The following is a 25,342-nucleotide window of genomic DNA, read 5'->3' as shown; positions in this document are numbered from 1 at the left end:
TTCCCTCACCCTCTCCCCGTTTCGACCGGGCATCGCGCGCCGCTCGACCGACACATTTTGTGCATTGCACGACCGACCCTGAGCAAAAAGTATCGGTCCACCCGTTCTTTTGATGTGGTGAACGCATGGCCCCCGTCACACCATTGTTCCTGCCGTCATCGACGGCATTCGAACAAGCAGAATCAAGGAGACACGGGTGAACAAGATGCGAATCGTCGCAGCCGGCCTGCTGCTCGGCGCCTGCCTGCCGGGCGTCGCGGCCGCGCAAGTCTGCAAGGTGCCGACCCTTCGGGTGCTCGCGCAGAAGAGTCTCGGCCTGTCGGTGATGGAGAAATCGCTGGCCGACTACGAGAAGAAGAGCGGCACCAAGGTCGAGATCAGCTATTTCGGCGAGAACGACCGCCGCGCGAAATCGCGGCTCGACGCGTCGACCGGCGCCGGCTCGTACCAGATCTACTACGTCGACGAGGCGAACGTCGCCGAATTCGCGTCGGCCAACTGGATCGTGCCGCTCCTCAAGTACTACCCGAAGGAATACGACTACGACGACTTCCTGCCCGGCCGCCGCGCGGTCGCGAGCTACAACGGCGTCGCATACTTCGCGCCGCTGATCGGCGGCGGCGACTTCCTGTTCTACCGTCGCGACATCCTCGATGCCGCGCACATCCCGGTGCCGAAGACGCTCGACCAGCTCGTCGCCGCGATCAAGAAGCTGAACGCGCCGCCGAAGCTGTACGGCTGGGTCGCGCGCGGCCAGCGCGGCTCGGGGATGAACGTGTGGCGCTGGTCGCCGTTCATGCTCGGGATGGGCGGTGCATGGACCGACAAGGGCGGCCAGCCGTCGTTCAACTCGCCGGCTGCCGGGAAGGCCACGCAGCTCTACAGCGACCTGTTCAAGTACGCGCCGCCGGGCGCCGCGACCTACGACTGGAGCAACGCGCTCGAAGCGTTCCGCTCGGGCAAGGTTGCGTTCATGATCGAATCGACGCCGTTCGCCGACTGGATGGAGGATTCGAGCAAGTCGAGCGTGGCCGGCAAGGTCGGCTACACGCGCCCGCCCGCGCCGCTGCCGTCGGCCGCGTACGGCCACGGCTTCGCGATTTCGGCGGTCGGCGCGAAGGACGACTGCACGCGGATGGCCGCCGGCCGCTTCATCGCGTGGGCGACCAGCAAGGACCAGGAGCAGGCGCGGCTGCGCAACGGCGTGTTCAGCGACTACAACCGCACCAGCACGATCGGCAGCCCGTACTTCAAGCAGCACGTCGCGCCGCAGATCCAGGCCGGGCTGAACGACACCAACCCGGTCACGCAGGTGACGATCTGGCGCACGCCGCAGTGGCCGGATATCGGCGACAACCTCGGCATCGCGCTCGAACAGGTGTTCACCGGCACGCAGACGGACGTGCGCGGCACGCTCGACGACGCGACCCAGTACGCGAAGGATGCGCTCGAACATGGCGCTCGCAAATGACGGCGCCGGCGGACGCGCGCTCGGCGTCCGCCAGGCCCTTCCCGCCCGGCGCGGCCGCGCGCGCCGCGACCGCTCGAGCCTGCCGTGGGTGTTCCTCGCGCCGACGCTCGCGCTGCTCGCGGTCCTGAGCCTCGTCCCGACGGTTGCCGCGATCAATCTCGCGCTGCGCAACCGCGTGCTGCGCTACCCGGACAGCGAATACGTCGGCCTGCGCAACTTCGTGCGGCTCGCATCCGACCGGCGTTTCCTGAACGCGATCGAGGTGTCGGTGCTGTGGGAAATCGTCACGGTCGCCGGCGCGGTCATCGTCGGGATCGCGCTCGCCGTGTTCCTGTTCGAGCGCGTGCACGGCCGCTGGCGCCGCGTCGCATCGCTGGTGCTGATCATGCCGGTGCTGCTGCCGCGCGTGTCGGCCGCGTTCATCTGGAAGTTCATGTACGCGCCGCTCACCGGCATCCTGAGCTGGCTGCTCGGCACGCTCGGCATCGAGAACACCGCGTTCCTCGCCGATCCGCATCTCGCGCTGTACGCGGTCGCGCTGGTCGACGTGTGGCAATGGGGGCTGTTCTTCGCGGTCGTGATCCTGAAGCTGCTGGAGACGCTGCCGCCCGAGCCGCTCGAAGCGGCGCGGCTCGACTACGCGACGACGTGGCAGGTGCATGCGTACATCGCGCTGCCGATGCTGAAGGCGCCGCTCGTGAGCCTCGTGTTCATCAAGATGGTCGAGTCGCTGCGCTCGTTCGACCTGATCTACGTGATGACCAAGGGCGGCCCCGGCATCGCGACGGAAACGCTCGACCTGTATGCGTACCAGCAGGGCATCGGCCTCGCCGGCAAGGTGTCGTATGCGTCGGGGATGGCCGTGCTGATGATGGTCGCGACCACGCTCGTCTTCACGCTCATCTGGAAGAGGGTCAACAAATGGGACGACTGATGGCCCGCCGCGGCACCGCCGCCACCGTTTCCACCGTCGCGGTCGCCGGCGCGATCCTGCTCGTCGCCGCGTTCCCGCTGTTCTGGGCCGTGCTCAATTCGCTCAAGCACCTGCTCGACATCGTCACGCCGACACCGCGCTTCTTCTTCACGCCGACGCTCGCGAACTACGAGCAGGTGCTGTCGAGCCCCGAGGTGATGATCGGGCTCGGCAACAGCATCGCGATCGTCGGTGCGGCCGTCGTGATCGGCGCGACGCTCGGCGTGCCGGCCGCGTATGCGATCGCGCGCTACCCGGTGCGCGGCAAGCGCGACATCCAGTTCTTCCTGCTGTCGCTACGCTTCCTGCCGCCGGTCGCGGTCGCGCTGCCGCTGATCGCGATCTGGGTCGATCTCGGGCTGTACGACACGAAGCTGTCGATGATCGTCACGTACCTGCTCGTCACGCTGTCGACCATCACGTGGCTGTCGATCCCCGTGTTCCGCCGGCTGCCGCGCGAGATCGAGGAAGCCGCCGCGCTCGACGGCTACGGCCCGTACGCGGTGTTCTGGCATATCGCGCTGCCGGTGTGCGCGAGCACGCTGCTCGGCGGCATCGTGTTCAGCTTCGTGCTGGTCTGGAATGAACTGATGATCGCGCTCGCGCTCACGTCGTCGCGCAGCGCGACGCTGCCGGTGGTCGCGTCCGCGTTCACGTCGCTCGGCCAGGAAGTGCCGTGGGGTGTGATCAACGCGTCGACGGTGCTGCTCGCACTGCCGCCGCTGGTGTTCGTCGGCATGCTGAGCCGCCTGCTCAATTCGATGGTCAAGGGAAAATAAGGAGGATGCGTTGAAAGCGCTCGTACTCGAACGCACGCGCGAGCTCGCGCTGCGCGACATCGACCTGCCGCAAGAGGTCGGCCCCGGCGACGTCCGGATCAAGATCCATACGGTCGGCGTCTGCGGCAGCGACGTGCATTACTACGTTCATGGCGGGATCGGCCCGTTCCGCGTCGACGCGCCGATGGTGCTCGGCCACGAGGCGTCCGGCACCGTCGTCGAGACCGGCGCCGGCGTCACGCACCTGCGCGTCGGCGACCGTGTATGCATGGAGCCCGGCGTGCCGCGCCTCGATTCGCCCGCGACGCTGCGCGGCCTCTACAACCTCGATCCCGACGTGCGCTTCTGGGCGACACCGCCGGTGCACGGCTGCCTGACGCCATTCGTCGTGCATCCGGCCGCGTTCACGTACCGGCTGCCCGACAACGTGTCGTTCGCCGAAGGCGCGATCGTCGAGCCGCTGTCGATCGGCCTGCAGGCCGCGAAGAAGGCAGCGATGAAACCCGGCGACATCGCGGTAGTAATCGGCGCGGGCACGATCGGCGCGATGACGGCGCTCGCCGCGCTCGCGGGCGGCGCCGCGCGCGTGATCCTCGCCGATGTCGTGCCGGACAAGCTCGCGCTGTTCGACGGCAAGCCGGCGGTCACGACCGTCGACGTGCGCACGCGGCCGCTCGCCGATGCGGTGGCGGAAGCGACGAGCGGCTGGGGCGCGGACGTCGTGTTCGAGGCGAGCGGCAGCGCGAACGCGTATCCGGGCCTCGTCGACCTGATGTGCCCAGGCGGCTGCGCGGTGCTGATCGGGATGCCGGTCGCCCCCGTGCCGCTCGATGTGGTTGCGCTGCAGGCGAAGGAAGGGCGCATCGAATCGGTGTTCCGCTACGCGAACATCTTTCCGCGCGCGCTCGCGCTGATCGCGTCCGGCGCGATCGACGTGAAGCCGTTCATCTCGCGCACGTTCCCGTTTTCCGAAGGCGTGCGCGCCTTCGAGGAAGCGGCGAGCGGCCAGCCGCGCGACGTCAAGATTCAGATCGAAATGGATTGAGCCATGGCCCGGATCACCTGCAAGGCATTGTCGAAACACTACGACGGCGGCCCCGCCGTGCTGCACCCGCTCGACCTCGAGATCGCCGACGGCGAATTCATCGTGCTGCTCGGCCCGTCCGGCTGCGGCAAGTCGACGATGCTGCGGATGATCGCGGGCCTCGAGGCGATCACCGGCGGCGAGCTCGTGATCGGCGACAGGGTCGTCAACGACCTGCCGTCGCGCGAGCGCAATGTCGCGATGGTGTTCCAGAACTATGCGCTGTACCCGCACATGACGGTGTACGACAACATCGCGTTCGGCCTGCGGCGCCTGAAGGTGCCGGCCGACGAGATCGACCGCCGCGTGCGCGACGTCGCGCGCATCCTGAGCCTCGACGCGCTGCTCGACCGCCGCCCGCGCGCGATGTCGGGCGGCCAGCAGCAGCGCGCGGCGATCGCGCGCGCGATGATCAAGACGCCGGCCGTATTCCTGTTCGACGAGCCGTTGTCGAATCTCGACGCGAAGCTGCGCACGCAGTTGCGCGGCGACATCAAGCGGCTGCACCGGCGGCTGAAGACGACGACGCTGTACGTCACGCACGACCAGCTCGAGGCGATGACGCTCGCGGACCGCGTCGTGCTGATGCGCGGCGGCCACATCGAGCAGATCGGCACGCCGGCCGAGCTGTACGGCCAGCCGCACACGGTGTTCGCCGCCGGGTTCGTCGGCACGCCCGCGATGAACTTCGCGGCGGGCACGATCGAGCGCATCGGCGCGAACCTGCTGCTCGACTGCAACGGCGCGCGCTGGCCGCTCGCGGCGCCGCGCTTCGCACGCCTGCAGGATGGCCAGCAGGTGAAGGCCGCGATCCGCCCGAACCACCTGCGGCTCGTGGCCGAAAGCGATCCGCCCCCCGGCGCGCTCGCGCTGACGGGCACGGTCGAGCTCGTCGAGCTGCTCGGCGCCGAGGCGCTCGTCACGCTGGACTGGCGCGGCCAGCCGTGCGCGGCCCTCGTGCCGGCCCCGATGGCCCCGGCGCCGGGCGCCGTGGTAGCGTTCCGCTTCGACGAAGAAGCCCTGCATCTGTTCGACGCCGGCACCGAACGCAACGTCGCGCTGCCGGATGCGAACCCGATCGCGCACGCGGTGCCGCCGGCGGCTGCGACGCGCGCCACGCCGCCTGCCGCGACGGGCTGGTCGATGTCCCGTTCGTAGCGCGCCGGCACGACCCGACGGAGCACACGATGAACCCGGATCTCGAGATCGTTCCCACCCACCGCGACGAATCGTTCCGCGCGTGGGTCCACGACTATCCGCATTCGGTCGCGAAGTGGCACTTCCATCCCGAGTACGAGATTCATCTGATCCAGGCGTCGCACGGCAAGGTGTTCGTCGGCGACCACATCGGCGATTTCGGCCCCGGCAACCTGATCGTCACCGGGCCGAACCTGCCGCACAACTGGGTCAGCGAACTCGCCGACGGCGAACGCGTGCCGTCGCGCGACGTCGTGCTGCAGTTCTCGCGCGACGCGATCGAGAAGATGGTCGGCGCGTTCAGCGAGCTGCAACCGGTGATCGACCTGATCGACGACGCGGCCCGCGGCGTGCAGTTTCCCGACCGCGTCGGCATCGAGGTCGCGCCGCTGATGCTCGAAATCGCGAACGCGCACGGCTGCCGGCGCGTCGAGATCCTGATGTCGCTGTTCGACCGGCTGTCGTCGTGCCGCGAGCGGCGTGTGCTCGCAGGCCCCGGCTATCGCAGCGATGCGCAGCACTACATGTCGTCGACGATCAACCAGGTGCTGTCGTACCTGCAGCAGAACCTGCCCGGCATGCTGCGCGAGACCGACGTCGCCGCATTCGCCGGCATGAGCGTGAGCACCTTCACGCGCTTTTTCCGCCGCCATACCGGCTCGTCCTTCGTGCGCTACCTGAACCGGCTGCGCATCAACGAGGCATGCGAGCTGCTGATGTTTTCCGACCTGACGGTGACCGACATCTGCTACCGGGTTGGCTTCAACAACCTGTCGAACTTCAACCGTCAGTTTCTCGCGATGAAGCAGGTGCCGCCGTCGAGGTTCCGCGCGCTGCACCGGCTCAACGAACCGCACGGCCGCAACGACGCGCCGCCCCCGCGACGTGCGCCGCCGCGCGCCCCAGACAGGATGCTTCATACGTGACATTTCTCGGCATCGATCTCGGCACGTCCGAGGTCAAGGTTCTCCTCACCGATTCCCGTTCGATCCCCCTCGCGACCGGCTCGGCCACGCTGTCGATCAGCCGCCCGCATCCGCACTGGTCGGAACAGAGCCCGCAGGCGTGGTGGCACGCGATGCTCGACGCGATCGCGTCGGTGCGCGCCGCGCATCCGGCCGGCTTCGCCGCGCTGCGCGGCATCGCGTTGTCCGGGCAGATGCACGGCGCGACGCTGATCGATCGCGCGGACCAGGTGCTGCGCCCCGCGATCCTGTGGAACGACACGCGCGCCGGCACCGAATGCGTCGAACTCGAGGCGCTGGTGCCGGAATCGCGCGCGATCACCGGCAACATGGCGATGCCGGGCTTCACCGCGCCGAAGCTGCTGTGGCTCGCGAAATACGAGCCCGCCGTGTTCCGCGCGGTGCACAAGGTGCTGCTGCCGAAGGATTACCTGATCTGGCGCCTGTCCGGCGAATTCGTGTCCGACCTGTCCGACGCATCGGGCACGCTGTGGCTCGACTGCGCGCGCCGCGACTGGTCCGACCGGATGCTCGCCGCGACCGAGCTGTCGCGCGCGCAGATGCCGCGCCTCGTCGAGGGCAATGCGGCCGCCGCGCAGCTGCGCGACGCGCTGCGGCGCGAATGGGGCATCGCGGGGCCCGTGACGATCGCCGGCGGCGCCGGCGACAACGCGGCGTCCGCGATCGGCATGGGCGTCACGGGCGCCGGCAGCGGCTTCCTGTCGCTCGGCACGTCGGGCGTGCTGTTCGCCGGCAACGACCGCTTCGCGCCGAACCCGGACGCCGCCGTGCATGCGTTCTGCCACTGCGTCGAAGGGCGCTGGCACCAGATGAGCGTGATCCTGTCCGCCGCCGCGAGCCTCGACTGGCTCGCGCGCGCGCACGGCACGACCGCCGGCGTGCTGGCCGCGCGCGCCGAACGCGCCGATCCGGCCCGCGCGCCGCTGTTCCTGCCGTATCTCGGCGGCGAGCGCACGCCGCACAACGACGCGCATGCGCGCGGCGTGTTCTTCGGGCTGTCCAACGAGCACGATGCGGTCGACCTCGCGTATGCGGTGATGGAAGGCGTCGCGTTCGCGATGGCCGACGGCTACGACGCGCTGCGTGCGGCGGGTACGACGCTCGACGCGGTGTCGTTCATCGGCGGCGGATCGAAGAGTGCATTCTGGGCGCGGCTGTGCGCGAACGCGACCGGGCTCGCGATGCAGCGCCACGCGGACGGCGCAGTCGGCGCGGCACTCGGCGCCGCGCGTCTCGCGCGGCTCGCCGCGACGGATGACACGCTTGCGGAGGTCTGTGTCGCGCCGCCGATCACGGAGACGGTCACGTCCGATTCGGCGGCAGTCGATCTGCTGGCGGGGCGGCTTGCGCGGTATCGGCGGTTATATCGGGCGCTGCGTGACGAGTTTGCGTACGGCGACTGAGCGGTGGCGTAATCGTGCTTGACCCGGCCCTTGGGGTCGCCTTTATGCTGTCCACAATGAATCGACAGCAGAGAGAGGTGACGGATGGGTACGTCCACGCCCCGCTTGAGCGCATCGGCGGCCGCCGCGCAGCTCGGCGTATCGGTCAAAGCGCTGCGGCTGTATGAACAGCACGGCCTCGTGACACCGCAGCGAACGCCTGCCGGATACCGTGCCTACAGCCCGGACGACCTCGCACGCGCGGCCGACATCGCGGCGCTGCGAGCGCTCGGCCTCAGCCTCGCGCAGGTGGCGAGCGTGCTCGATGGCGACGCACGCGGCCTGGACGACGCGCTGGCAGCTCACGAAGCGGCGCTCGACCACGGCATTCAGGATCTCGTGCGCAAGGTCGACAGCGTGCGCTCGATCCGTGCCGGCCTTGCGCGCGGCCGGATGCCGGCCGACGGCGAACTGACGCGACTGCTCGACGACACCGGCAGCGGCGTCGCGTTCAGCCTGCCGTGGCCGTGGGGCGGCGAGTGGTTCGAGTGTCGCGATATCCGGCCGTTGAACTACATCATCGGCTCGCTCGGAAGCGGCAAGACGCGGCTGGCGCTTCGGCTGGCCGACGCGCTGCCAGGCGCCGCGTTCGTCGGTCTCGATCGGCTGGAAAACGATGGCGCTGCCGCATGCGATGCGTTGCGCGTCGATCCGGAACTGAAGTCGCGCGTCGACCGCGCATCGGCCGTGCTCGTTGGCAACGGTGCAACGCCGTCGATAGCACTAACCGCGCTGCTCGCCAGTCTCGAAGCGAATGGCCCGCGCAACTGGCGTTGATCGCCCATCTGCGCGAGCGCGCAACCGCCGGGATGCGGCCAATGTTCGTGCTGACGCGCTCGTCGGCGATCCTCGATCTGTCGGCGGTCGGCCCGAACGAAACCATCATCCTGTGCCCGGCCAATCACAACCCGCCTTCTCGCGTGGCGCCTTACCCGGGCGCGCCCGGCTACGAAGCGGTTGCCACATGCCTTGCGTCGCCCGAGATCCGGGAGCGGATCGCGCGTCGACCGGAAGTGGCATAAGCCGTCATCCGTTCGCGGTGCCGGCAACACGCCGGCGCCCCAACCATCACGACTCCAGCCGCCCCATCCTGCGCGCCGTCGCCGGGCTCACCGCATACCCCGGATCGAAACCGAAGAATTCGAGCACATGCCGTGCGACGTCGTCACGATCGTTGTCCGCGCAGATCATGTGGTAGCTGTTCTCCAGCACGATCCCGCGCGCATCGGGCATCGTCTCCAGCAGGAAATCGGCCGAGCGCAGGCTCGTCAGTTCGTCCTCGCGCGCATGCAGCACGAGCGTCGGGCACCGCGTATCGGCCGCGGCCTCGAGCACCCAGTCGCGCATCCGGTCGACCTGCCGCACGCACGCGAGCGGCACCCACGCATAATGGAACCCGTCCTGCCGCTCGAACTTCTTCTTCACGATCGCGCGGATCGTCGCGTTCTTGATGCCGAACGGCTCGCCTTCCTCCACGCGCATCCGTTCGGCAATACCCGGCACGCGATACAGCACATGCCGCAGCGACCGATACCACGGCGTCGACCAGCCGTCGATGAACACCGGCGTGGCCAGCAACGCGAGCCGGCCGCGCGCATGCTGCACGCGGTGGCACAGCAGCAGCGCGACCAGCGCGCCCATGCACATGCCTGCGACATGCAGCGTCTCGTACTCGCTTGCCAGCACGCGATACTGTTCGGTCACCGCGTCGAGCCACGCCTCCGCGCGCACGCCGACCAGATCCTCGGGGCGCGTGCCGTGCCCCGGCAGCGTGATCATGTGCGTGTCGCCGCCCGCGCGCCGCATCGCCTTGTGCAGTGAACCGAGATCGTATTGCGTGCCGCCGAGCCCGTGGATCAGCAGGACGCCCGTGCGACCTGTCATGACGCGTGTCCGCTCATTCGTCCGCCGGCCACACGCGCTCGATCTGCCAGACGCCCGCGACCACCGTCACGTCGACGTTCGAATCGAGCAGCGGCGCGCCGTGATCGGTGATCGTCTGCGTGCCGCCGTCACGCTGCACGATACGCAGCGACAGCGACGCGCGATCCTCGCCCGCGATCTCCGCGTTCCAGTAGTCGCTCAGCGCAGCGCGGTCGCCCGGCTGCACGCGTTCGAGCACGAGCGGCACGGTCGCGATCTGCGCGGCGTCGACGCCGACGCCGAACACGCGCTCGATGTCGCCGCTCCACTCGATCCGGCCCGACTCCGGATCGAGCACGTACGCGATCTGGCCGGCGCTCGCGAGCGCGAGCTCCATGTTGTTCTGCAACACCGCCGCATGCTCGTGCACGCGTTCGCGCGTCGTCTTCAGCGTGCTCACCGTCAGCACCAGCAGCGACGCGACCGCCAGATAGAGCTGCGCCTCGAGCAGCGAACTGCCGTAGTGCTCGTGGAACGACGCGAACGGGCCGTCGCCCTGCGCGGTCTGCTCGATCACGATCAACGCAAGGACCAGCACCGACGACGAACCCGCGCGGCCGCCGAGCAGCAGCGTCACCGCGACGGTCAGGAACAGCGGGACATACGTGAGCGCGAAGCCGGCGCCCGTGCCGAATTTCTGCGGCGTGTCGCCGTCGAAGATCACGAGCGCGACGATCGCGAGCAGCACGAACGCGACGACGCCGAGCATCAGGTCGAAGCGCTCATGATCGCCCGAACGGTGCGCGCGAAAGCGCGACCACGACGCGAGCACCGGCGTGACCAGCAGCACGCCGACGAAATCGGACGCAGCCCACACGCACCACACGTCGAAGAACGACGCGTCCTTGAGCGTCGCGTACCACGCCGCGCCGCCGACCGCACCGACGACGCCCGCGATCAGCCCGGCGAGGATCACCGAGCGCAGGAAGTACAGCCCTTCGAGCGAGAAGCGGACGCGCTGAACGAGCCACACCGCGAGCGCGGCCGCGCCGACTTCGTCGACCGTGAACAGCGCCGCGTTGATCAGGCTGCCGTGTTCGATGCCGGTCAGCGCGAGCTGCGCGACGAGGAACGCAGCGGCCAGCGTCAACCATTCGCGCGACGGCCGCAGCATGAACGCGCCGACCGTCACGCCAGCCGGCAGCCAGATATAACCGGTCAGCCGGACGGGACCGTTGAACTCGTGCGAGATGTAGCCGGTCGCGAGATACAGCGCCGCCCAGAGCAGCGCGGCGACGAGCCCCGGGCGGGAACGTTTGGTGTCCATCGAGGATTCCTGTGTGCTGCGCCGTGCAGGCGAGCGCGCCGGCCGCGTTGTAAGCGGCGGATGCGCCGACCTCCGGCACGTACGCGATGTGCGCATGATATGCGGACGGGGCAGGCCATGGAATACCGGCAGGACGGCATCCGCGGCGGCCGCCAGGCCCACGACGCCTGGTGCTTGTGACCGGAAAACACGGGAAAAGATCGCGGGCGAATGGGTGCTGCCAACAGAAAGCCTCGGGCAAGGTCGCTAGAATTGTGCCGACCGGCTGAACGGTAGTCGATTCGAAAGAGATACGAAAGCATTGCGCTTCGCGTCCCGGAGACCCATTCGGTTCGCAATCCGCGTTGGAGCGAACAATTACCCGCCATGACACCCGCAATCAACCTGCGCACGGCATCCCCCGCCGACCTCCCCTTCCTGCTGACCCTCCGCCGACTCACGATGACAGGGCACCTGCAACGGGTCGGCGCACCGACCGACGATGAAGCGCACGACCGGCGCATCCGCGCGCACTTCGAAGACGCGATGATCGTCTGCGAAGGCGCCGATGCAATCGGCTTGCTGAAGGTGACGCGCGCCGCCGGCGAATGGCATGTCCATCAGATCCAGATCCTGCCCGCCCGCCAGGGCCAGGGCATCGGCGAGGCCGTGCTGCGCGAACTGCTGACCGATGCGGCACGCGCGAACGTGTGCGTATCGCTCGGCGTGCTGCACGGCAATCCGGCGCGGCGGCTCTACGAACGGCTCGGCTTTCGCATCGAGTCGGAAACGGAAACGAGCGCGAGCATGATCTGGCGCGCGTAGCGCCCGCCGTTTCGACGCCACGTTATTGCGTGATCTTCGCGTCCTTCAGCAACTTGCCGATCATCTGCGCACTCGCCTTCTCGACCGCAATCGCCTGCAGTTGCTGCTGAAGCACCGGCTTCGCAGTCTCGAAGCCCGGCACCTGCGTCGGCCGCTTCGCATCCAGCTTCACGATGGCCCGCACGCCATCGACCGGAATCGAATCCTTCGTCGCGGCGCCGACCGTCAATTTCTCGAGCGCCTGCGCGATCGGCAGCGGCAATCCGCCCGTCTTGCCTTCCGCCGCCGGCGTATTGAAGCTCACCCACGGCAGCTCGCCGCCGGCATCGCGGCTCGGCGCCATGCTGTACTGGCGCGCCAGCCCGTCGAACGGCTTGCCCGACTTCAGCTCGCTCAGCACGGTCGCGGCCGTCGCCGGATCCCTGACGACGATCAGCCGCGGCTTGTACTCATTCTTGCCGAGCGCCGCGACGAGTGCGTCGTAGCGCGCCTTGACCTGCTCGTCGGTCACCGGCTCGGGCTTCACGTTGTCGCGCACGTACAGTTGCACCTCGGCATTCGCCTTCGCCTGCTGGATCGCTGCCTTGACCTCGGGCTTGTCCGCGTAGTTCGCCTTCTCGGCGGCCTGCTGAACCAGCACGCGCGTGATCAGTTGCTGTTTGATCGCATCGCGGATTTGCGGCGAGTCGGGCTGCCCCGACGCGCGCAGCGCCGCATCGACGTCCGCCTGCGTGATCGCCGTGCCGTTGACGGTCGCGACGGTTGGCGTCGCGCCGGACGGCTGCGACGCAGCCGCCGTCTGGGCGTGGACAGGACCGCTCAGCACGCCCGCCAGCACGGCAATCAGCAACAGGCGGTTCGGTGTCGTTTTCATCTTCATTGTTTGGTCGCTTCGTGCTTGGGAAACGCGGCACGGGGCATGCCGCGCAGGTTCGCCGGCGTTGCAACGCACCGGCGCACCGTTCGGTCGTTCAGGTTCAATATCACGAGCACAGGCAGCCTCCGCCCGTGCCGCTGTCATTGTGCACGGAACCGCGTTTGCGCGTCGGGAGGTTGGGGACGGCCGCCGAAGGCGGCGACGCGCGCGTTGCACGCGCCGTTCATCGGAAACGTCGAATACGATCGTTGCTTCGCGGGCCCGGCCGCCAGTCGAAGCGGCGCCAGGCATGTGTCACCGCAACCGGCCGCACCGCAGTCAAGGCGTCCATCGATACACGGTGATGCTGTTCCCCTTCACGTTGTTCTTCATCACCACGTACTCGCCGTTCGATCGACGATATGCGCGAATGCTGTACATCGCGTCGATCGCGCTGCTGGTATCCACGGTCGCGGGGCTCGCGTTGACCAGCGTGGTGTCGAGGTTGCCGGTGGTGAGGTTGAACGCGTCGACATTGGGCCACAGCGGCCCGCTGCTGCTGAACCAGTAGCCGACGAACAGATGGTTGCCGGCCGCGTCGATCGACTTCGCGCCGCTGTGCGGCAGCGTGATCACCGGGTCGGGCTTCGTCGTGTTGCCCGCGCTCCAGCCGTGATACACCTCGATGCGCGTGCCGATCGACGTCCAGTCGTTGGTCCCGACCGCGCCTTGCGCGAGCACCATCGTGTCGCTGTCCGCGAGGTAGACGATGCGCGTCAGCGGCTGGATGCTGGCGGGAACGCGGGTCGCGACACCCGGCCCCCACGACGGCTTGCCGCTCGCGTCGAAGCCGGTCAGCGGGTAGTGGTAGATCGCGCCGGTCTTGTCGAGGCCGGCCCACACGCCGCCCTTGCTGTCGATGCTGAACCCGCTCGTGACACGCTGCGTCGTGTTGAATGCGGGGCCCGGAATCGATCCGTCCGGAATCGCGATATAACCGTTCGCCGCGTTGAAATGGAAGAAGTAGAAGACCGGCGGGTTCTGCCCCGCCGCGACGAGGATCCGGTTCGCGCCGACAGACGTGAGCAGCCCGAAATGCTCGTCGCGCTGCGCGTCGCTCATGTTGATGCGCGGATCCGACGGGTACGTGAACGGATCGACGGTATTCGCGACGAACGTGCCGCCCGCGCTGCCGCTGTATACATGCGTGCCACCGTAGAACAGCGCGCCGTCCGTGACCGGGTCCGGCGCGGCGATGCCTTCGAAGTTCAGCGACTGCAGCGTCCAGCGCAGGCTGCCGGCGCTGCTGTACGCATGAATATCGGTGGCGCCGTTGCGGCCGAGATCCCAGCTTCCGCCCCACGGGTTGTTGAGCACATAGAGATTGCCGGCGCTGTCCTTGCCGATCCCGGCGATGCGCGTGAAGCGTTTCGCGCCGACCTGCCCCTTGATGCCCGTCGTCGTGTCGAGATAACCGCCGCGCACGCCGAACGTGCCGGCCAGCGCGGGCCGGCCCGACACCGTATAGCGCTTGATGTTCATGTCTGGGCCTTCGTCGCCCACCATCAACTGCCCGGCCGCCGCGTCGAAATACAGCGCCGACGGCCGCGATCCGGCCGGCATCCGGATCGTGTTCAGCAGCGCGCCGGCCGGGCTGAAGCCGACGACCGAGCCCGCGCTTTTCTGCGCAACCCACACGTTGCCCGCGCCATCCACCGCGAGCGCACCCGGCCCCGACACGTCGAGGTCCCGCTGCCATACGCCGTCGGTGGTGAACACGCGCACGCGATTGCCGTAGAAGTCGCTCGCATAGAGCAGCGAGCCGGCAGTCGCGAGCCCGGTGACGACGTCGATGCGCGGCTGGTTGGTCGCCGCGCTGATCTGGATCACGCGGTCGCGATACTTCGTCGCGCGGTTGTACCGTCCAACCGCGCCGCTGCCGTAAGTCTTGCCGGGCTGCAGCGCGACGAACAGCGACGTCGCGTTGCCCGTGATCGCGCTGCCCTGGAATTCCGAATGCGTGCCCATCGAGCCGACGCTCTTGCCGTTCTGGTAGATCGCGACGCCGCCTTCGTCTTCGTCCCACATCGACGCCGTGTAGATGACACCTTCGGGCGCGACCCACATCGAACGCGCGACGTTGCCGACGTGGGCCGCGAGCGTGCCGTACGTGTTCGCCAGCCAGTCGGTGGTGTTGCCTGCGTGAGCGGCCGGCGCGATCGCGGCGATCACGGTGGCAAGAAGTGCAGCCTGAATACGTTTTCCAGCGACCATGACTGATGCTCTCTCCTGAATGGGGCAAACATTCACATGACGGGTCGGCCGGCCGGATGGCTTGAAATCCGCGATGCGTAAATTATTCCGCTGAATCATCCGGCGCAGTCGGTATTACGTGCGGCATGCGTTCGATAATGAGCAAGGCGAGAATAGCGTTATATAAATCGAAAAAAATTGCGAGCCGCTTGCGCGGCGCTTTTCACCGGATCGGCTTCGATCGCATTGCCCGCGGCAACCAGCCACCCCGACAGCGGGCGCAGCGGTGCGACAGTGAATGTTCACTTGCGCGCGCGATCGGGAATGGGGGAAATCGGAGAAATCAGGCCGTTCGCCTGCGGGAATATCGCCGCTTGTTCAACGACGAAAGATTGAAACCGCGAATGCCGTTTCCGGAGAATCGGGAAAAAGCTACCGCGTGCAATGCGGAATCATTGCCCCAAACACAAATCGCCGGCCTGAATCCGTTTCAAATCCAGGCCGGCGATCGTCATTGATCACGAGGCAGGCAATGCGCCGTCGCCGCCGCGTTGCCACGCATCATGCCGATGCCGACGTCTCCGGCACCTTCACCTGCATGACGCGCCCTCCGTCCGGATCGTCGTCGTCGCGCGGCGCGTCGAGTTGCCCTTCCCACTTCGCGACCACGGCAGCCGCGATCGAGTTGCCGACGGCGTTGGTGGCCGAGCGCCCCATGTCGAGGAACATGTCGACGCCCATGATCAGCAGCAGCCCCGCTTCGGGCATGTTGAACTGGTTGAGCGTCGCCGCGATCACGACCAGCGATGCGCGCGGCACGCCCGCCGGAAAGGCGGGTTTGGTCGCGATCCGGCTGAACGGCGCGAGCGGCCATCGAGCGCCGCGACCTCGACGGACAGGCCGCCCGTGTCGACCGGCGACGACACGGGAAGACGATCGCGACACATTCGCACAAAGATGCGCAGACCTCGACACTACCGGACGTAACCTCTATGTAATATTTCGAAATGATTCGCGTTGCCGTTACGCCCGAGCGGCAATGCGCAATCGCGAGTCGGGAATGCGGAGCCGCGTTCGAGCCATTGTTCCAGACAGGGCGAGTCGTTCGCTTGATAAGCAGTCCTCCCAATGAACGAACGGGAAAAATCGGCATCGTGATGAACATTCTGTACACCAACTTCCATGGCGACTACGGCGGCGGCCAGGATACCTACGTCCGCGATCTCGCCGCCGCGATGAGCCGGCATCACCGCGTGACCGTCGCGTCGCCGGAGGGAAGCCGCCTGTCGCGACTGTTGAAGGACAGCCCCGACGTGGCCATCTTCGACATGGAATTCAAACCGCGCTGGAACCGACTGTGCCAGGAGCTCGTCCGGCTGCGCCAGCGGATCGTCGCCGAGCGCTTCGATGTCATTCACGTCAACGGGTCCGCCGATCACCGGCAGGTGATGCTGGCGCTGCTCGGGTGCCGGCACCGGCCCGCGGTCGTGCTCACCAAGCACAACACGTATCGCGCCGACAGCTTCGGCAATCTGCTGCGAGCACGGCTTGCAACCGACCACACCATCGCGGTCAGCGACTATGTCGCGAGCATGCTCGCGCTCCGGTCGCCGTACGGGAACGTCACGGTCGTCAAGCACGGCGTGCGCAGGCAGGCCGCGGAACGGCTGGCGGGCGACGAGATCCGCCGCCGCAAGGTCGCGCTGTTCGGGCCATCCGGCGCGGACGCGATCGTGCTGGGCAGCAGTGCCGGCACCGCGCCGGAAAAAGGCTGGATGGATCTGATCGCGGCGCTGGGCCGCCTGCCCGAACACGAGCGCGAGCGGTTTCGCGTGCTGCTGGTCGGTGCGGAGCCGTCCTGCGACCAGTGCGAGCAGATCGCGCGGCACGGCATGACGTCGCGCACCGCGTTCACCGGACGGCTCGACGACGCATGCGCGCCGTTCTCGATCATCGACGTGTCGTTCGTGCTGTCGTACCACGAGAGCCTGTCGTACGCGTGCCGCGAAGCGATGTCGCTGGGTTGCCCCGCGATCGTGACGCGCGTGGGCGGGCTGCCCGAGAACGTCGAGCCGGGCGTGGACGGATGGGTCGTTCCGCCGCGCGCGCCCGAAGCGATCGGCGAGATTCTGCGCGCGATCGTGCGCGAGCCCGGCTGCGTTCGCGCGATGGGGCGCAGCGCGCGGCTGAAAGGCAAGCGAGAGTTCTCGTTCGACACATTCGTCGATGCGACTTTGTCCGTCTATCAGAAATCGATTCGACACAACCCGTATCGCTGGGTGGCATCGTTGAGGTCCATGTAATGGCCATGAATATCTGGAAGAAGTATTGGGGCCTGCGGACGCAGGAGTGCCCGTGCGACGTGCACTTCGTCGAGTGGCTGGAATCCGTTCGCCTCAATGGCATCCGCATCTATCACTTCGGCACCGGCGGCCACCACCATGTCGGCGTGGAATGCGCGCGGCCTCACCTGAACAACACGGTCTTCGGCGTGACGGCGTCGCCGAAGGAATACAAGTCGTATGTCGATCTCGTCACGCGGCAACCGGCAGTGAGCAAGACCTACCTCGCGTATTTCGGCGACATCTATACGAGCAACTCGGACCTGCTGCCGTCGTTCGACGTCGTCACGCTGTTCCACCTGTGCGAATTCCGCGACGAGACGAACAGCCGCTACGGCGCGAAGACCGACGCGGAAGTGCTCGACCTGTTCGCCCGCCATACCGCACGCGAAGGTCACCTGCTGTTCTACAAGGGCTCGTCGGCCTACCGGAAGGCCGAACCGATCATCGAGCAATGGGCAGCGCACGCCGATTTCGTCGAGGTCGGCGACTTCAAGACCCTGCGGATTTTCCGCAAGGACGCGTAACCCTGCCTTGTCACGATCCGCCGATGCTTCTGTCCGCCACGCGTCATCCGATCCTGATGTATCACCAGATACGCCCGCTGCCGCCGCCGCCCGACCGGCTGCGCGGCCTGAGCGTCGCGCCCGACGCGTTCCGCCGCCAGATGACGCTGTTCAGGCGGCTCGGCTACCGCGGCCTGAGCGTGCGCGAACTGCAACCGTATCTGCGCGGGGAGCGCAGCGGGAAGGTCTTCGGCATTTCGTTCGACGACGGCTTTCTCAACGTGCTCACGCATGCGATGCCGGTGCTGGACGAGCTCGGGTTCACCGCGACCTGCTATTTCGTCGCCGGCCGGTTCGGCGGCGAGAACGACTGGGATGTGGGCGCCGATACCGCACGCTCGCCGCTGATGACGCGCGAGGACATGCTCGCGTGGCGCGATCACGGCCATGAAATCGGCTCGCATACGCTCGATCACGTCGCGCTGTCGCACGTGCCGGCGCACGTGTCGGACCTTCAGGTAATCGAATCGAAGCTGCGGCTCGAAGCGCTGAGCGGCCGGCGCGTCGAATCGTTCTGCTATCCGTACGGCGATCTGGACGCGCGCGTCCGCGACCAGGTCGCCGCCGCCGGCTACGGCAATGCGACGACGACCCGGCGCGGTTGCGCCGACGTGTCCGACGATCCGTTTCTGCTGCCGCGGATTCCGGTGGCGGGCGGTGTCGGTGCGCTTCGGCTGCTGTTCAAGTGTGCGCGTTGGCGGTTGCGCAAGCACGGGGAGCGCCGGGAACAGCGCTTGTGACATGGCGAAATGGTGACGCGTCGGCACCGGATTCGATCGGGCCGATATCGACGCACGAATCGATGCCTTTGCCGAACCAGGGTCTTCCGGATCGCGGCCGTCGCCACCGCGATCGCTGCGATTGCCGCGATCGCCGCGATTGCGCGATCAGTCCGATGTTTCCCGCGCGAGTTTTGCCTGCCGCCGGGCCCGGTCGTTCACGATCTGGTGACGCCGATGATCCGTCATCTTCTTCCACGCGCGCGCTTCGTCCCGCGTTCGCAGGCACGCCACGCAGTAGCCCGTCCTGCCGTCGAACGAGCACACGTCGATGCAAGGCGATTTGACTGCCATGCCTATTGCCCCCTTGTCGCCGGCACGACTTCGACGGTGACATGCGACAGACCCTTGAACCGCTGGAGCACGCCGTGATAGAAGCGCGAATCCCGCTTCGGGTCGTCCGTCGCCACCGATACGACCGCGCTCATGTGCCCCGGCCCGAGACGCCAGACGTGCAGGTCGTTGATCGTGTCGCCGCCGCCTTCGATTGCGCTGCGCACGTTGTCCGCCAACCGACGGTCCGCACTCATGTCGAGCAGGATGCCGCCGGTGTCGCGCATCAATCCGTATGACCAGTTCGCGATCACGAGCGCACCGATGATGCCGGCCAGCGGATCCATCCAGAGCCAGCCGAACGCGCGCGCGAGCAGCAGCCCGACGATCGTCAGCACGGAGACCGCCGCGTCTGCAATCACGTGGACGTAGGCCGACCGGATGTTGTGATCGCGCGCGGCAACCGCGGACGCGCCATGGTCGTGCTCCTCGAATGCGAGTTCGTGCTCGCGCCCGTTCAACCGGACGATCGCCGTGAATTCATGCGGCTCGGGAATGTTCTCGAGCGACTCCAGGCACGCACCGCGCACGCTCATCGCGAACGCCTGCCGCGTACCGTCCGGACGAGTCGTCGTGATCGATGCAGCCGTGACGTCGCCGAGCGTCGTGCCTGAGATCGCCGGTGAGATCCGGAACACCGGCGGCACGCCGTCTTCGAAGATCGACACGAAGAACGCGCCGCTTTGGTCGAAGACCTTGTGCGTCACGTCATCGTGGTCATGGTCGTGATCGTCGCGCCCGTGCCCGTGGTGATGCCCATGACCGTGCCCATGGTGATCGCCGCTCAGCAGCCAGACGCTCGCGATGTTGACGAGCAGGCCGGCAACCGCGATCGGAATGGCCTCGCCGAAATGGATGGGGATGGGCGCGAGCAAACGCGCAACCGCTTCATAGCCGATCAGCAGCGCGATCATCGCTAGCACGATGGCGCTCGTGAAGCCCGCCAGGTCGCCGAGCTTGCCCGTGCCGAACACGAACCGCGGGTCGCTTGCATGCCGGCGCGCATAGGTGTACGCGAGCGCGGCGATCAGCATCGCGCCCGCGTGCGTCGACATGTGCAGCCCGTCCGCGACGAGCGCCAGCGAGCCGAAAATCGACCCGCCGACGATCTCGGCCACCATCATCGCCGCGCACAGCCCGATGACCATCCAGGTCCTGCGTTCGTTCTGTTCGTGCGCGGCGCCGAGAAAGATGTGGTCGTGCCCTGCGCCGAAGGCGTCGTTCCTGAAGTCGCTCATCCCTGCCCCGATTATTTGAAGTAGCTGTGAACGACTTCGATCAGTTGTTCGGTCGCGCTGCCCTCGTCCGCGTGCCCGTCGGCATCGACAAGATGGCTGCGGATGTGATCCTCGAGCACGACCGCGAGCAGGCCGTTCATCGCACCGCGGCCGCTCGTGATGAGCTGGAGGATTTCGTTGCAGCCGCGCTCTTCCTCCAGCGCGCGTTCGATGGCTTCGACCTGTCCCTTGATCCGGCGGACACGATTCAGCAGCTTCTGCTTTTCCTTGACGGTGTGGCTCATGGCGATCCTTTGATATACCGGGGGGGAGTATATCCGGAAAGGACTTTCCATATAGGGGGGAGGAGTATATTCAGCGACACGAAAGGTTGAGCTCGAACTGCGAACCACCAGTGCTTGACCGCCGCTACACATGCCCCACAACGCCACGCCGCCCGTCCCCGAAAGCAATCTTGTAGAGCCTCAGGAAGTAGCACTCTCCACATGATCGCGCGATCGACTATTTCCGGGCGATGCGGCGCCCCGCGCCGAAGTCGCGCTGCAGGACTTCATCGCGCTGGTCGACACGCTGCTGTCGCCGGGCGAGCCGCCGCCGCAAATCGCGCCATCCGCCGGCTTGCTGCCGACGAGTACCAGGGCTGCACCTGGGCCACCCGTCAGCGAATGTGGGTCGACCGTGTTGCCAGCGCATGGCTGATCCGCCGCTTCATCGACGCGCGCGCCGCTTCGTCTGGCTCGCATCGCCCGCGGATTGCCCGCCTGATGCACTGGGCTTCGGCTTCGACGGCGCCGCGTTCACGCACGTCGGCGAGCGCGTGACGTTCGAGGTCTTGCTGGCGAGTTTCGGTCTCGACAAGGACCCGGCGCTGATACGGCTCGGCGAGATCGAGCATGCGCTCGACGTCGGCGGTCCCGCCGCCCCCGAAGCGGTCGGCTTCGCGGCCGTGATGGCCGGCACGCGTCAACACACGGAAAACGACGATCAGCTGCTGGAACAGATGAGCGGTGCTTGACTCGCTCCATGCGCACTTCGGCGGGCTGTCGTGGATGCTGGCGGTCTTCTATGGCGTCGCGGCCGCCGTGGTCGGCATCATCGCGATGAGCGTGTACAAGCTCACATAAAGACCGTCGGCAACGACAAGCTGCTGTGGGCGATCTTCATCACGCTGGCTGCCATGACCTTCGTCACGGAATCGGGAATCGCATGGCTCTCCATCGTCGCCGGCGCCAACCTGCCGGCGGCCAGCGGCCTGCCGAGCGGCATCGATCCGACGCACACGCCCGTCGACCGCCGGACCGAACCCGTTCTCGCCAGTACGCCGGGCACGAAGCGATCGCTTCGGCTGCGCTCCCTGTCGAAACCGGCTTCTTGCTCATTGCGGTTCGATCCCCGCGGCGAACGCTTCGGACGAAGTGCCCGTCGCCTTCAACCAAATTGGGCGTTCAGCCATCCTTCTGCCCACTTTTTCGCGTATGCAACCGCGTCGTCCCGCGCATCGAAGCCAGCCAGATCGCCGCTGGAGTGAACCTCTCGCTCACCGCCATCCAAAAGCATCGTGGTGATCCTCACATGCGCGATGTACTCCCCATCAGCCCTGCGTGGCGTCGGATCGATCCGGAACCGTGTCGTATTGAAGAGCATTTTCTCCTCCCGTTTGGTTGCCGCGAACCAGGCTGTCGCGGGAGCAGCACAAGAAAGTGTCGGACTTGCAGCCGTGCCTTGATCCGGGCGGCGTCCTGACTGGATTCACGACGCACCATCCCGCTTTCGAACCGCGGCGCGCAACCCGATACCGACCTCGGGAAAACATCCGTATCGACGTCGTAGCAATGGTCACGGATAGGCCAGCGAGCGAAATGCTGCCCCTGGGCAGGGATTGAAGCCCGTTGCTCCGGAATTCCTTCGGAGCCGCACTCGAGCGGTGGGACAAGAAAGGGGTGTCAAACACTTATCAAGCGTGCTCGGGTGATCGGTCGCCTTTCACCAGATTCGACGAGAAGCCCGATCGCATTCATGGGAGCACGCTGAGCAATGCGTTGGAACCGGTCACGAGTCATCCAACCATTCGATGCTACGCCGTTCCATAAATTTGCATAGCGAAATTTCCTGAGAACGCGTGCCGCCACAGCGGACCGTCACACGACAGCACGGCACGAATCACGGCGACAGCGCGTATAGTGGAGCCAGCTTCCCTCGACATTCGCGCGTCTGTTCGAGAATCGGGCACCCGCAAGAGGTCCGAGGTCTGGCCGGTCGTTTTCGTATGTATCCTCGCCGGTTCCGGAAAGCGGTCACGGCACTTGTGGGGCGACATCATTCGTGTGCCGGGCCATGCATCGGCGCCGCTTCGCATGGATGGCTTCATCAGGCGTCGCAGGCTTCGAGCAGGCAGTGCCGGGTTGTGCCGGCCGGAGATATCAACGGGTGCATTCGCGCGATATTCTGCGAATCGAACGGCGTCGACACGAGTTGGACCGGCTAACGTAAGCCCTCCCTGGAACAAACAGCGCCACCCATGAAAATCGACCGCAGTTCCATTCCCCACTACCTCGTCCTTCGTGCCGGCTGGCCGCCCTATGTGTTGAATGCAGACCGCCTGGTGCTCCGCCGCGAAGCGAGCCCGTTGTTGCGAGCGTTCGCGCGGACTCGCGGAAGGTGCGCACATGTCGATGACATCGCGTGGAATATCTTCTCGGACGCAGAGGGCCTTTCGATGATCGAGCGTCGGGAAACGGGGTTCTTCACGTTGATCACTGGAACAGAGACCGAGCATCAGTTGCATTTGCTGGCAACCCTCTGACGTTGCCGCAGGGACGGCGTGCTGCCAGGGTGACGAAGGGCCGCGCGGGGATTTTTCGCGCATCTTTTTTACGGAATGCTGATTTTCCCGGGCAGTCGCTTGCTCTGCCCCTCGGCCGAAAGCGCTTGACACCTTCGTTGCCGAGGCGTACTGTCAACCGCTGAAGTATTCAAGAAGCGCGATTGCTGCCCATCATTAACCGCGGCCTGCGGTATTCGTTGTCCTCTCCCTCCTTGATTATTTTTCCCGCGTCCATTCAGGGCGCATACGCTCGTCCATTTTCAGGAGATCTAACATGGATACCGGTACCGTCAAGTGGTTCAACGACAGCAAGGGCTTCGGCTTCATCACGCCTGACGCCGGCGGAGACGATCTGTTCGCGCATTTCTCGGAGATTCGCGGCGACGGCTTCAAGACGCTCGCCGAAGGCCAGAAAGTCAGCTACGAAACCAAGAGCGGCCCCAAAGGCCTGCAGGCGTCGAACATTACCGGCCTGTAAGTCCCCACAAGCCGTCAGTCCCGTTCACGGAGCGGCACGTAACTGCCGCATCCTGCGCATACGCACCTCCATCGCGGGCGCCACGCGTCCCGATGCAAGCTCGACCGGGTCGTCCGTTTCGCATTCGGCCGTCGAACATGTGCGTATGCAGATGCCCAGCCCCTCGCAGCGCGCGTGTCCAGCCGCGCGTGCGTGATCGGACGAGTCCCGCTCGACGGATCGCTCAAGCCGCGCAGCAGGAGAACCCGCATGACCAGAAGTCAACCTCGCAGTAACAAGGCGCCGCCGCCGCGCACCAAGCCTGCCATGGCCCTGCCCAAGCTCGGCACGGCATTGAACTGGGTGCCGCCCAAGGCTCCCGCTAGCGCGAAATCGCGGCCGAAGAAGCGCCCGCCTGCTCCGTAATAGCGGATCGGGCCAACCGCTGCGCGACGAAGAGGTAAAGAGGCAGCCACCGCTGCCGTGCAGCGCGATCTCGACGTGATGGGCCGAAGCGCATCGACGCGCACGATCCGGAATAAGTTGAACGCCCAACATACGATGCGCGTATGATGGATTCATTCGGGCGATCATTTGCCGTCTGGCTGCTCACCCCTCCATCTATCCTCTTGCTGCATCGCCCCTCCCTCGCGCTGCAACGTTGTCCCTTTCACCCTACCGGCACGCCCTGCAACGGCGATACTGGCCGGATGTGTTCGCCCATGCAATTCGTGGTGGCCGAACGCCAGGAGTTTGCCATGAGCATGCATGTCTACCGTGGATTCGAGATTTATCCACTGATTTACCCCCACGTACCGGCGCCGAATGGCTGTCCGCATAACTACGACGCCGGTTTCGACGCGGCAGTCAAGATTTGCCTTCGCGGCACCACCGACACGGTGACGCAGAGCCAGACGTTCAGATTGCACGACAACTCCCCGTTTGACAGCGCCGGTGACGCACGTCGCGCTTCGCTGCGCTACGCGGAGAACATCATCGACGACAATCGCGAGAAACAGGGCTTCTTTTCCAACGGGCTCTGACGCGCCCCGTCAACGCAACGCAATCTGTCGGCGATTTGGAGGACAACATGATCATCGACGAACTACTCGGCTTGATCAGACGACGTGAGGTCAGCTGGACCGGCACCGTCCTGCCCGCCGGAATCGCCGACTCGGCACGAAGCCATCAGCAAGAACTGCAAATGTTCGTGGCGGTACGCGCACTATCGATCGGCGCCGGATATTCGGAATTCGAGTCCGACGAGATAGCGAGCGCCGTCATGACACGACTCGGCTAGTTCTCCGTTCAAACGTTCCCAAACAGGATCCACATGACAACAGTCACACTCAAGGTCAACGAACCGATCGACGTCGCGCTGCGGCGATTCCGACGCAGCATCGAGAAAACCGGGCTGATTCGGGAGTTGCGCAGTCGCACCAGCTACGAAAAACCCACGACGGAACGCAAGCGAAAAAAGGCCAGCGCCGTCTCCAGGCAGCGCCTGCGGGCGAAGCGCATGTTGCCGCCCCGCAAAATGTACTAGGGAACACACCGTGTACAACATGCCGGGCGAAGCTCCGCCGTTTTTCCCGCTGACGAAATGCGAGGTCGATTTCGATCAGCAGAAAGACATGGTGACGCTGCTGCCGAGCTTCTATGCGTTCGGATGCGAGTACACCAGCCGCGGTTTTCTGATCGGGCGGGACGATGCGTTCAAACTGATTGCTGCGATCGAGAAGGCGCTCAGCATTCAGGGATGAGTCGA

26 protein-coding genes and 4 pseudogenes are annotated in these 25,342 nt (G+C 66.2%); 21 read left to right on the top strand and 9 right to left on the bottom strand.

What is annotated here, in order from left to right:
• Window positions 1-196 precede the first annotated feature (196 nt).
• From DM992_RS26905 to DM992_RS26870, 8 genes and pseudogenes are all read left to right on the top strand, one after another.
• Window positions 197-1,471 (top strand): sugar ABC transporter substrate-binding protein, encoded by a 1,275-nt coding sequence (locus tag DM992_RS26905; protein WP_111019360.1) that lies wholly within the window; start codon window positions 197-199, stop codon window positions 1,469-1,471.
• Complete coding sequence (locus tag DM992_RS26900) at window positions 1,455-2,405, top strand: sugar ABC transporter permease (RefSeq protein ID WP_239511355.1); 951 nt, start codon at window positions 1,455-1,457, stop codon at window positions 2,403-2,405. Before DM992_RS26905 ends, DM992_RS26900 begins: the two co-directional genes overlap by 17 nt.
• Window positions 2,393-3,223, top strand: a complete 831-nt coding sequence (locus tag DM992_RS26895) for a carbohydrate ABC transporter permease (RefSeq protein ID WP_111019359.1) — start codon at window positions 2,393-2,395, stop codon at window positions 3,221-3,223. Before DM992_RS26900 ends, DM992_RS26895 begins: the two co-directional genes overlap by 13 nt.
• A 10-nt stretch (window positions 3,224-3,233) precedes the next feature.
• The gene (locus DM992_RS26890; RefSeq protein WP_111019358.1) at window positions 3,234-4,268 is read left to right on the top strand and encodes an NAD(P)-dependent alcohol dehydrogenase; all 1,035 of its coding nucleotides are present in this window, start codon (window positions 3,234-3,236) and stop codon (window positions 4,266-4,268) included.
• A gap of 3 nt (window positions 4,269-4,271) precedes the next feature.
• Window positions 4,272-5,465, top strand: coding sequence for a sn-glycerol-3-phosphate ABC transporter ATP-binding protein UgpC (ugpC, locus tag DM992_RS26885; protein ID WP_111019357.1), 1,194 nt, complete (start codon window positions 4,272-4,274; stop codon window positions 5,463-5,465).
• Window positions 5,466-5,494: 29 nt separating this feature from the next.
• On the top strand, window positions 5,495-6,430 hold the full coding sequence (locus DM992_RS26880) for an AraC family transcriptional regulator (protein WP_111019356.1): 936 nt from the start codon (window positions 5,495-5,497) through the stop codon (window positions 6,428-6,430).
• Window positions 6,427-7,893 carry a xylulokinase gene (gene xylB / locus DM992_RS26875; RefSeq protein ID WP_111019355.1) on the top strand — a complete coding sequence of 489 codons (1,467 nt, stop codon included), beginning with the start codon at window positions 6,427-6,429 and terminating at the stop codon, window positions 7,891-7,893. The genes DM992_RS26880 and xylB overlap by 4 nt, the downstream gene beginning before the upstream one ends.
• Window positions 7,894-7,977: 84 nt before the next feature.
• Window positions 7,978-8,954, top strand: a pseudogene (locus DM992_RS26870) (MerR family transcriptional regulator).
• A gap of 46 nt (window positions 8,955-9,000) precedes the next feature.
• Here the strand turns inward: DM992_RS26870 and DM992_RS26865 are convergent.
• Both DM992_RS26865 and DM992_RS26860 read right to left on the bottom strand, forming a co-directional pair.
• Entirely contained in the window at window positions 9,001-9,816 is an 816-nt protein-coding gene (locus DM992_RS26865; RefSeq protein WP_111019354.1) for an alpha/beta fold hydrolase, read from the bottom strand.
• 13 nt (window positions 9,817-9,829) lie between these two features.
• Window positions 9,830-11,122, bottom strand: coding sequence for an MASE1 domain-containing protein (locus DM992_RS26860; protein ID WP_111019353.1), 1,293 nt, complete (start codon window positions 11,120-11,122; stop codon window positions 9,830-9,832).
• Window positions 11,123-11,488: 366 nt separating this feature from the next.
• On the opposite strand from DM992_RS26860, the gene DM992_RS26855 reads away from it, so the two are divergent.
• Window positions 11,489-11,926 (top strand): GNAT family N-acetyltransferase, encoded by a 438-nt coding sequence (locus DM992_RS26855; protein ID WP_111019352.1) that lies wholly within the window; start codon window positions 11,489-11,491, stop codon window positions 11,924-11,926.
• Window positions 11,927-11,948: 22 nt separating this feature from the next.
• Here the strand turns inward: DM992_RS26855 and DM992_RS26850 are convergent, their stop codons facing one another.
• The gene (locus tag DM992_RS26850; protein ID WP_111019351.1) at window positions 11,949-12,806 is read right to left on the bottom strand and encodes a peptidyl-prolyl cis-trans isomerase; all 858 of its coding nucleotides are present in this window, start codon (window positions 12,804-12,806) and stop codon (window positions 11,949-11,951) included.
• A 315-nt stretch (window positions 12,807-13,121) separates the two neighbouring features.
• A complete protein-coding gene (locus tag DM992_RS26845) occupies window positions 13,122-15,056 on the bottom strand; it encodes an SMP-30/gluconolactonase/LRE family protein (protein WP_111019350.1) in 1,935 nt (644 codons plus the stop codon).
• A gap of 137 nt (window positions 15,057-15,193) precedes the next feature.
• On the opposite strand from DM992_RS26845, the gene DM992_RS41830 reads away from it, so the two are divergent.
• Window positions 15,194-15,553, top strand: a complete 360-nt coding sequence (locus DM992_RS41830) for a hypothetical protein (protein WP_162631744.1) — start codon at window positions 15,194-15,196, stop codon at window positions 15,551-15,553.
• Between the two features lie 43 nt (window positions 15,554-15,596).
• Here DM992_RS41830 and DM992_RS26840 read toward each other — a convergent pair.
• A pseudogene (locus tag DM992_RS26840) lies at window positions 15,597-15,860 on the bottom strand (cation:dicarboxylase symporter family transporter); the annotation flags it as partial.
• Window positions 15,861-16,192: 332 nt separating this feature from the next.
• On the opposite strand from DM992_RS26840, the gene DM992_RS26835 reads away from it, so the two are divergent.
• The 3 genes from DM992_RS26835 to DM992_RS26825 are packed head-to-tail and all read left to right on the top strand — an operon-like array spanning window position 16,193 to window position 18,683.
• On the top strand, window positions 16,193-17,338 hold the full coding sequence (locus tag DM992_RS26835; RefSeq protein WP_111019349.1) for a glycosyltransferase: 1,146 nt from the start codon (window positions 16,193-16,195) through the stop codon (window positions 17,336-17,338).
• 5 nt (window positions 17,339-17,343) lie between these two features.
• On the top strand, window positions 17,344-17,904 hold the full coding sequence (locus DM992_RS26830) for a hypothetical protein (RefSeq protein ID WP_111020408.1): 561 nt from the start codon (window positions 17,344-17,346) through the stop codon (window positions 17,902-17,904).
• 23 nt (window positions 17,905-17,927) lie between these two features.
• Window positions 17,928-18,683 carry a polysaccharide deacetylase family protein gene (locus tag DM992_RS26825; RefSeq protein ID WP_239511354.1) on the top strand — a complete coding sequence of 252 codons (756 nt, stop codon included), beginning with the start codon at window positions 17,928-17,930 and terminating at the stop codon, window positions 18,681-18,683.
• A 147-nt stretch (window positions 18,684-18,830) separates the two neighbouring features.
• On the opposite strand, the gene DM992_RS26820 is transcribed toward DM992_RS26825, so the two are convergent.
• From DM992_RS26820 to DM992_RS26810, 3 genes are read right to left on the bottom strand one after another with little or no spacing between them, the layout of a single operon-like run.
• Window positions 18,831-19,016: a DUF1289 domain-containing protein gene (locus DM992_RS26820; protein ID WP_152855903.1), complete on the bottom strand. Its 186-nt coding sequence runs from the start codon at window positions 19,014-19,016 to the stop codon at window positions 18,831-18,833.
• 2 nt (window positions 19,017-19,018) lie between these two features.
• Window positions 19,019-20,293 carry a CDF family Co(II)/Ni(II) efflux transporter DmeF gene (dmeF, locus tag DM992_RS26815; RefSeq protein WP_111019346.1) on the bottom strand — a complete coding sequence of 425 codons (1,275 nt, stop codon included), beginning with the start codon at window positions 20,291-20,293 and terminating at the stop codon, window positions 19,019-19,021.
• 11 nt (window positions 20,294-20,304) lie between these two features.
• Window positions 20,305-20,577, bottom strand: a complete 273-nt coding sequence (locus tag DM992_RS26810; protein ID WP_111019345.1) for a metal/formaldehyde-sensitive transcriptional repressor — start codon at window positions 20,575-20,577, stop codon at window positions 20,305-20,307.
• 206 nt (window positions 20,578-20,783) lie between these two features.
• Between DM992_RS26810 and DM992_RS26805 the strand changes: the two are divergent.
• A pseudogene (locus DM992_RS26805) lies at window positions 20,784-21,327 on the top strand (chromate resistance protein ChrB domain-containing protein); the annotation flags it as partial.
• A pseudogene (locus DM992_RS42905) lies at window positions 21,316-21,521 on the top strand (chromate transporter); the annotation flags it as partial. The pseudogenes DM992_RS26805 and DM992_RS42905, both read left to right, overlap by 12 nt.
• A gap of 200 nt (window positions 21,522-21,721) precedes the next feature.
• On the opposite strand, the gene DM992_RS26800 reads toward DM992_RS42905, so the two are convergent.
• Window positions 21,722-21,937, bottom strand: coding sequence for a hypothetical protein (locus DM992_RS26800; protein ID WP_111019344.1), 216 nt, complete (start codon window positions 21,935-21,937; stop codon window positions 21,722-21,724).
• Window positions 21,938-22,811: 874 nt separating this feature from the next.
• Here DM992_RS26800 and DM992_RS26795 point away from each other — a divergent pair.
• From DM992_RS26795 to DM992_RS26770, 6 genes are all read left to right on the top strand, one after another.
• Window positions 22,812-23,096: a hypothetical protein gene (locus DM992_RS26795; RefSeq protein ID WP_111019343.1), complete on the top strand. Its 285-nt coding sequence runs from the start codon at window positions 22,812-22,814 to the stop codon at window positions 23,094-23,096.
• Window positions 23,097-23,391: 295 nt separating this feature from the next.
• The gene (locus tag DM992_RS26790) at window positions 23,392-23,595 is read left to right on the top strand and encodes a cold-shock protein (protein ID WP_034181431.1); all 204 of its coding nucleotides are present in this window, start codon (window positions 23,392-23,394) and stop codon (window positions 23,593-23,595) included.
• 737 nt (window positions 23,596-24,332) lie between these two features.
• Window positions 24,333-24,617: a hypothetical protein gene (locus DM992_RS26785; protein ID WP_111020407.1), complete on the top strand. Its 285-nt coding sequence runs from the start codon at window positions 24,333-24,335 to the stop codon at window positions 24,615-24,617.
• Window positions 24,618-24,664: 47 nt separating this feature from the next.
• Window positions 24,665-24,874 carry a hypothetical protein gene (locus tag DM992_RS26780; RefSeq protein ID WP_111019342.1) on the top strand — a complete coding sequence of 70 codons (210 nt, stop codon included), beginning with the start codon at window positions 24,665-24,667 and terminating at the stop codon, window positions 24,872-24,874.
• 33 nt (window positions 24,875-24,907) lie between these two features.
• A complete protein-coding gene (gene rpsU / locus DM992_RS26775; protein ID WP_105391363.1) occupies window positions 24,908-25,120 on the top strand; it encodes a 30S ribosomal protein S21 in 213 nt (70 codons plus the stop codon).
• A 10-nt stretch (window positions 25,121-25,130) separates the two neighbouring features.
• Complete coding sequence (locus DM992_RS26770; protein ID WP_105391362.1) at window positions 25,131-25,337, top strand: hypothetical protein; 207 nt, start codon at window positions 25,131-25,133, stop codon at window positions 25,335-25,337.
• Window positions 25,338-25,342 lie beyond the last annotated feature (5 nt).

This window comes from Burkholderia sp. JP2-270 (assembly GCF_003233675.1).
In the GTDB taxonomy this organism is placed as follows: domain Bacteria; phylum Pseudomonadota; class Gammaproteobacteria; order Burkholderiales; family Burkholderiaceae; genus Burkholderia; species Burkholderia pyrrocinia_C.
Note: the sequence above shows the minus strand (reverse complement) of the source record. Positions and strands in the feature narration are given on the sequence as shown.

What these genes read in the sequence shown, in the direction of transcription:
- DM992_RS26900 (WP_239511355.1), top strand. Translation starts at nt 1,455, where the DNA reads ATGGCGCTCGCAAATGACGGCGCCGGCGGACGCGCGCTCGGCGTCCGC.
- DM992_RS26895 (WP_111019359.1), top strand. Translation starts at nt 2,393, where the DNA reads ATGGGACGACTGATGGCCCGCCGCGGCACCGCCGCCACCGTTTCCACC.
- ugpC (WP_111019357.1), top strand. Translation starts at nt 4,272, where the DNA reads ATGGCCCGGATCACCTGCAAGGCATTGTCGAAACACTACGACGGCGGC.
- DM992_RS26880 (WP_111019356.1), top strand. Translation starts at nt 5,495, where the DNA reads ATGAACCCGGATCTCGAGATCGTTCCCACCCACCGCGACGAATCGTTC.
- DM992_RS26865 (WP_111019354.1), bottom strand. Translation starts at nt 9,816, where the DNA reads ATGACAGGTCGCACGGGCGTCCTGCTGATCCACGGGCTCGGCGGCACG.
- DM992_RS26860 (WP_111019353.1), bottom strand. Translation starts at nt 11,122, where the DNA reads ATGGACACCAAACGTTCCCGCCCGGGGCTCGTCGCCGCGCTGCTCTGG.
- DM992_RS26855 (WP_111019352.1), top strand. Translation starts at nt 11,489, where the DNA reads ATGACACCCGCAATCAACCTGCGCACGGCATCCCCCGCCGACCTCCCC.
- DM992_RS26850 (WP_111019351.1), bottom strand. Translation starts at nt 12,806, where the DNA reads ATGAAGATGAAAACGACACCGAACCGCCTGTTGCTGATTGCCGTGCTG.
- DM992_RS26845 (WP_111019350.1), bottom strand. Translation starts at nt 15,056, where the DNA reads ATGGTCGCTGGAAAACGTATTCAGGCTGCACTTCTTGCCACCGTGATC.
- DM992_RS41830 (WP_162631744.1), top strand. Translation starts at nt 15,194, where the DNA reads ATGAGCAAGGCGAGAATAGCGTTATATAAATCGAAAAAAATTGCGAGC.
- DM992_RS26835 (WP_111019349.1), top strand. Translation starts at nt 16,193, where the DNA reads ATGAACATTCTGTACACCAACTTCCATGGCGACTACGGCGGCGGCCAG.
- DM992_RS26830 (WP_111020408.1), top strand. Translation starts at nt 17,344, where the DNA reads ATGAATATCTGGAAGAAGTATTGGGGCCTGCGGACGCAGGAGTGCCCG.
- DM992_RS26825 (WP_239511354.1), top strand. Translation starts at nt 17,928, where the DNA reads ATGCTTCTGTCCGCCACGCGTCATCCGATCCTGATGTATCACCAGATA.
- DM992_RS26820 (WP_152855903.1), bottom strand. Translation starts at nt 19,016, where the DNA reads ATGGCAGTCAAATCGCCTTGCATCGACGTGTGCTCGTTCGACGGCAGG.
- dmeF (WP_111019346.1), bottom strand. Translation starts at nt 20,293, where the DNA reads ATGAGCGACTTCAGGAACGACGCCTTCGGCGCAGGGCACGACCACATC.
- DM992_RS26810 (WP_111019345.1), bottom strand. Translation starts at nt 20,577, where the DNA reads ATGAGCCACACCGTCAAGGAAAAGCAGAAGCTGCTGAATCGTGTCCGC.
- DM992_RS26800 (WP_111019344.1), bottom strand. Translation starts at nt 21,937, where the DNA reads ATGCTCTTCAATACGACACGGTTCCGGATCGATCCGACGCCACGCAGG.
- DM992_RS26795 (WP_111019343.1), top strand. Translation starts at nt 22,812, where the DNA reads ATGAAAATCGACCGCAGTTCCATTCCCCACTACCTCGTCCTTCGTGCC.
- DM992_RS26790 (WP_034181431.1), top strand. Translation starts at nt 23,392, where the DNA reads ATGGATACCGGTACCGTCAAGTGGTTCAACGACAGCAAGGGCTTCGGC.
- DM992_RS26785 (WP_111020407.1), top strand. Translation starts at nt 24,333, where the DNA reads ATGAGCATGCATGTCTACCGTGGATTCGAGATTTATCCACTGATTTAC.
- DM992_RS26780 (WP_111019342.1), top strand. Translation starts at nt 24,665, where the DNA reads ATGATCATCGACGAACTACTCGGCTTGATCAGACGACGTGAGGTCAGC.
- rpsU (WP_105391363.1), top strand. Translation starts at nt 24,908, where the DNA reads ATGACAACAGTCACACTCAAGGTCAACGAACCGATCGACGTCGCGCTG.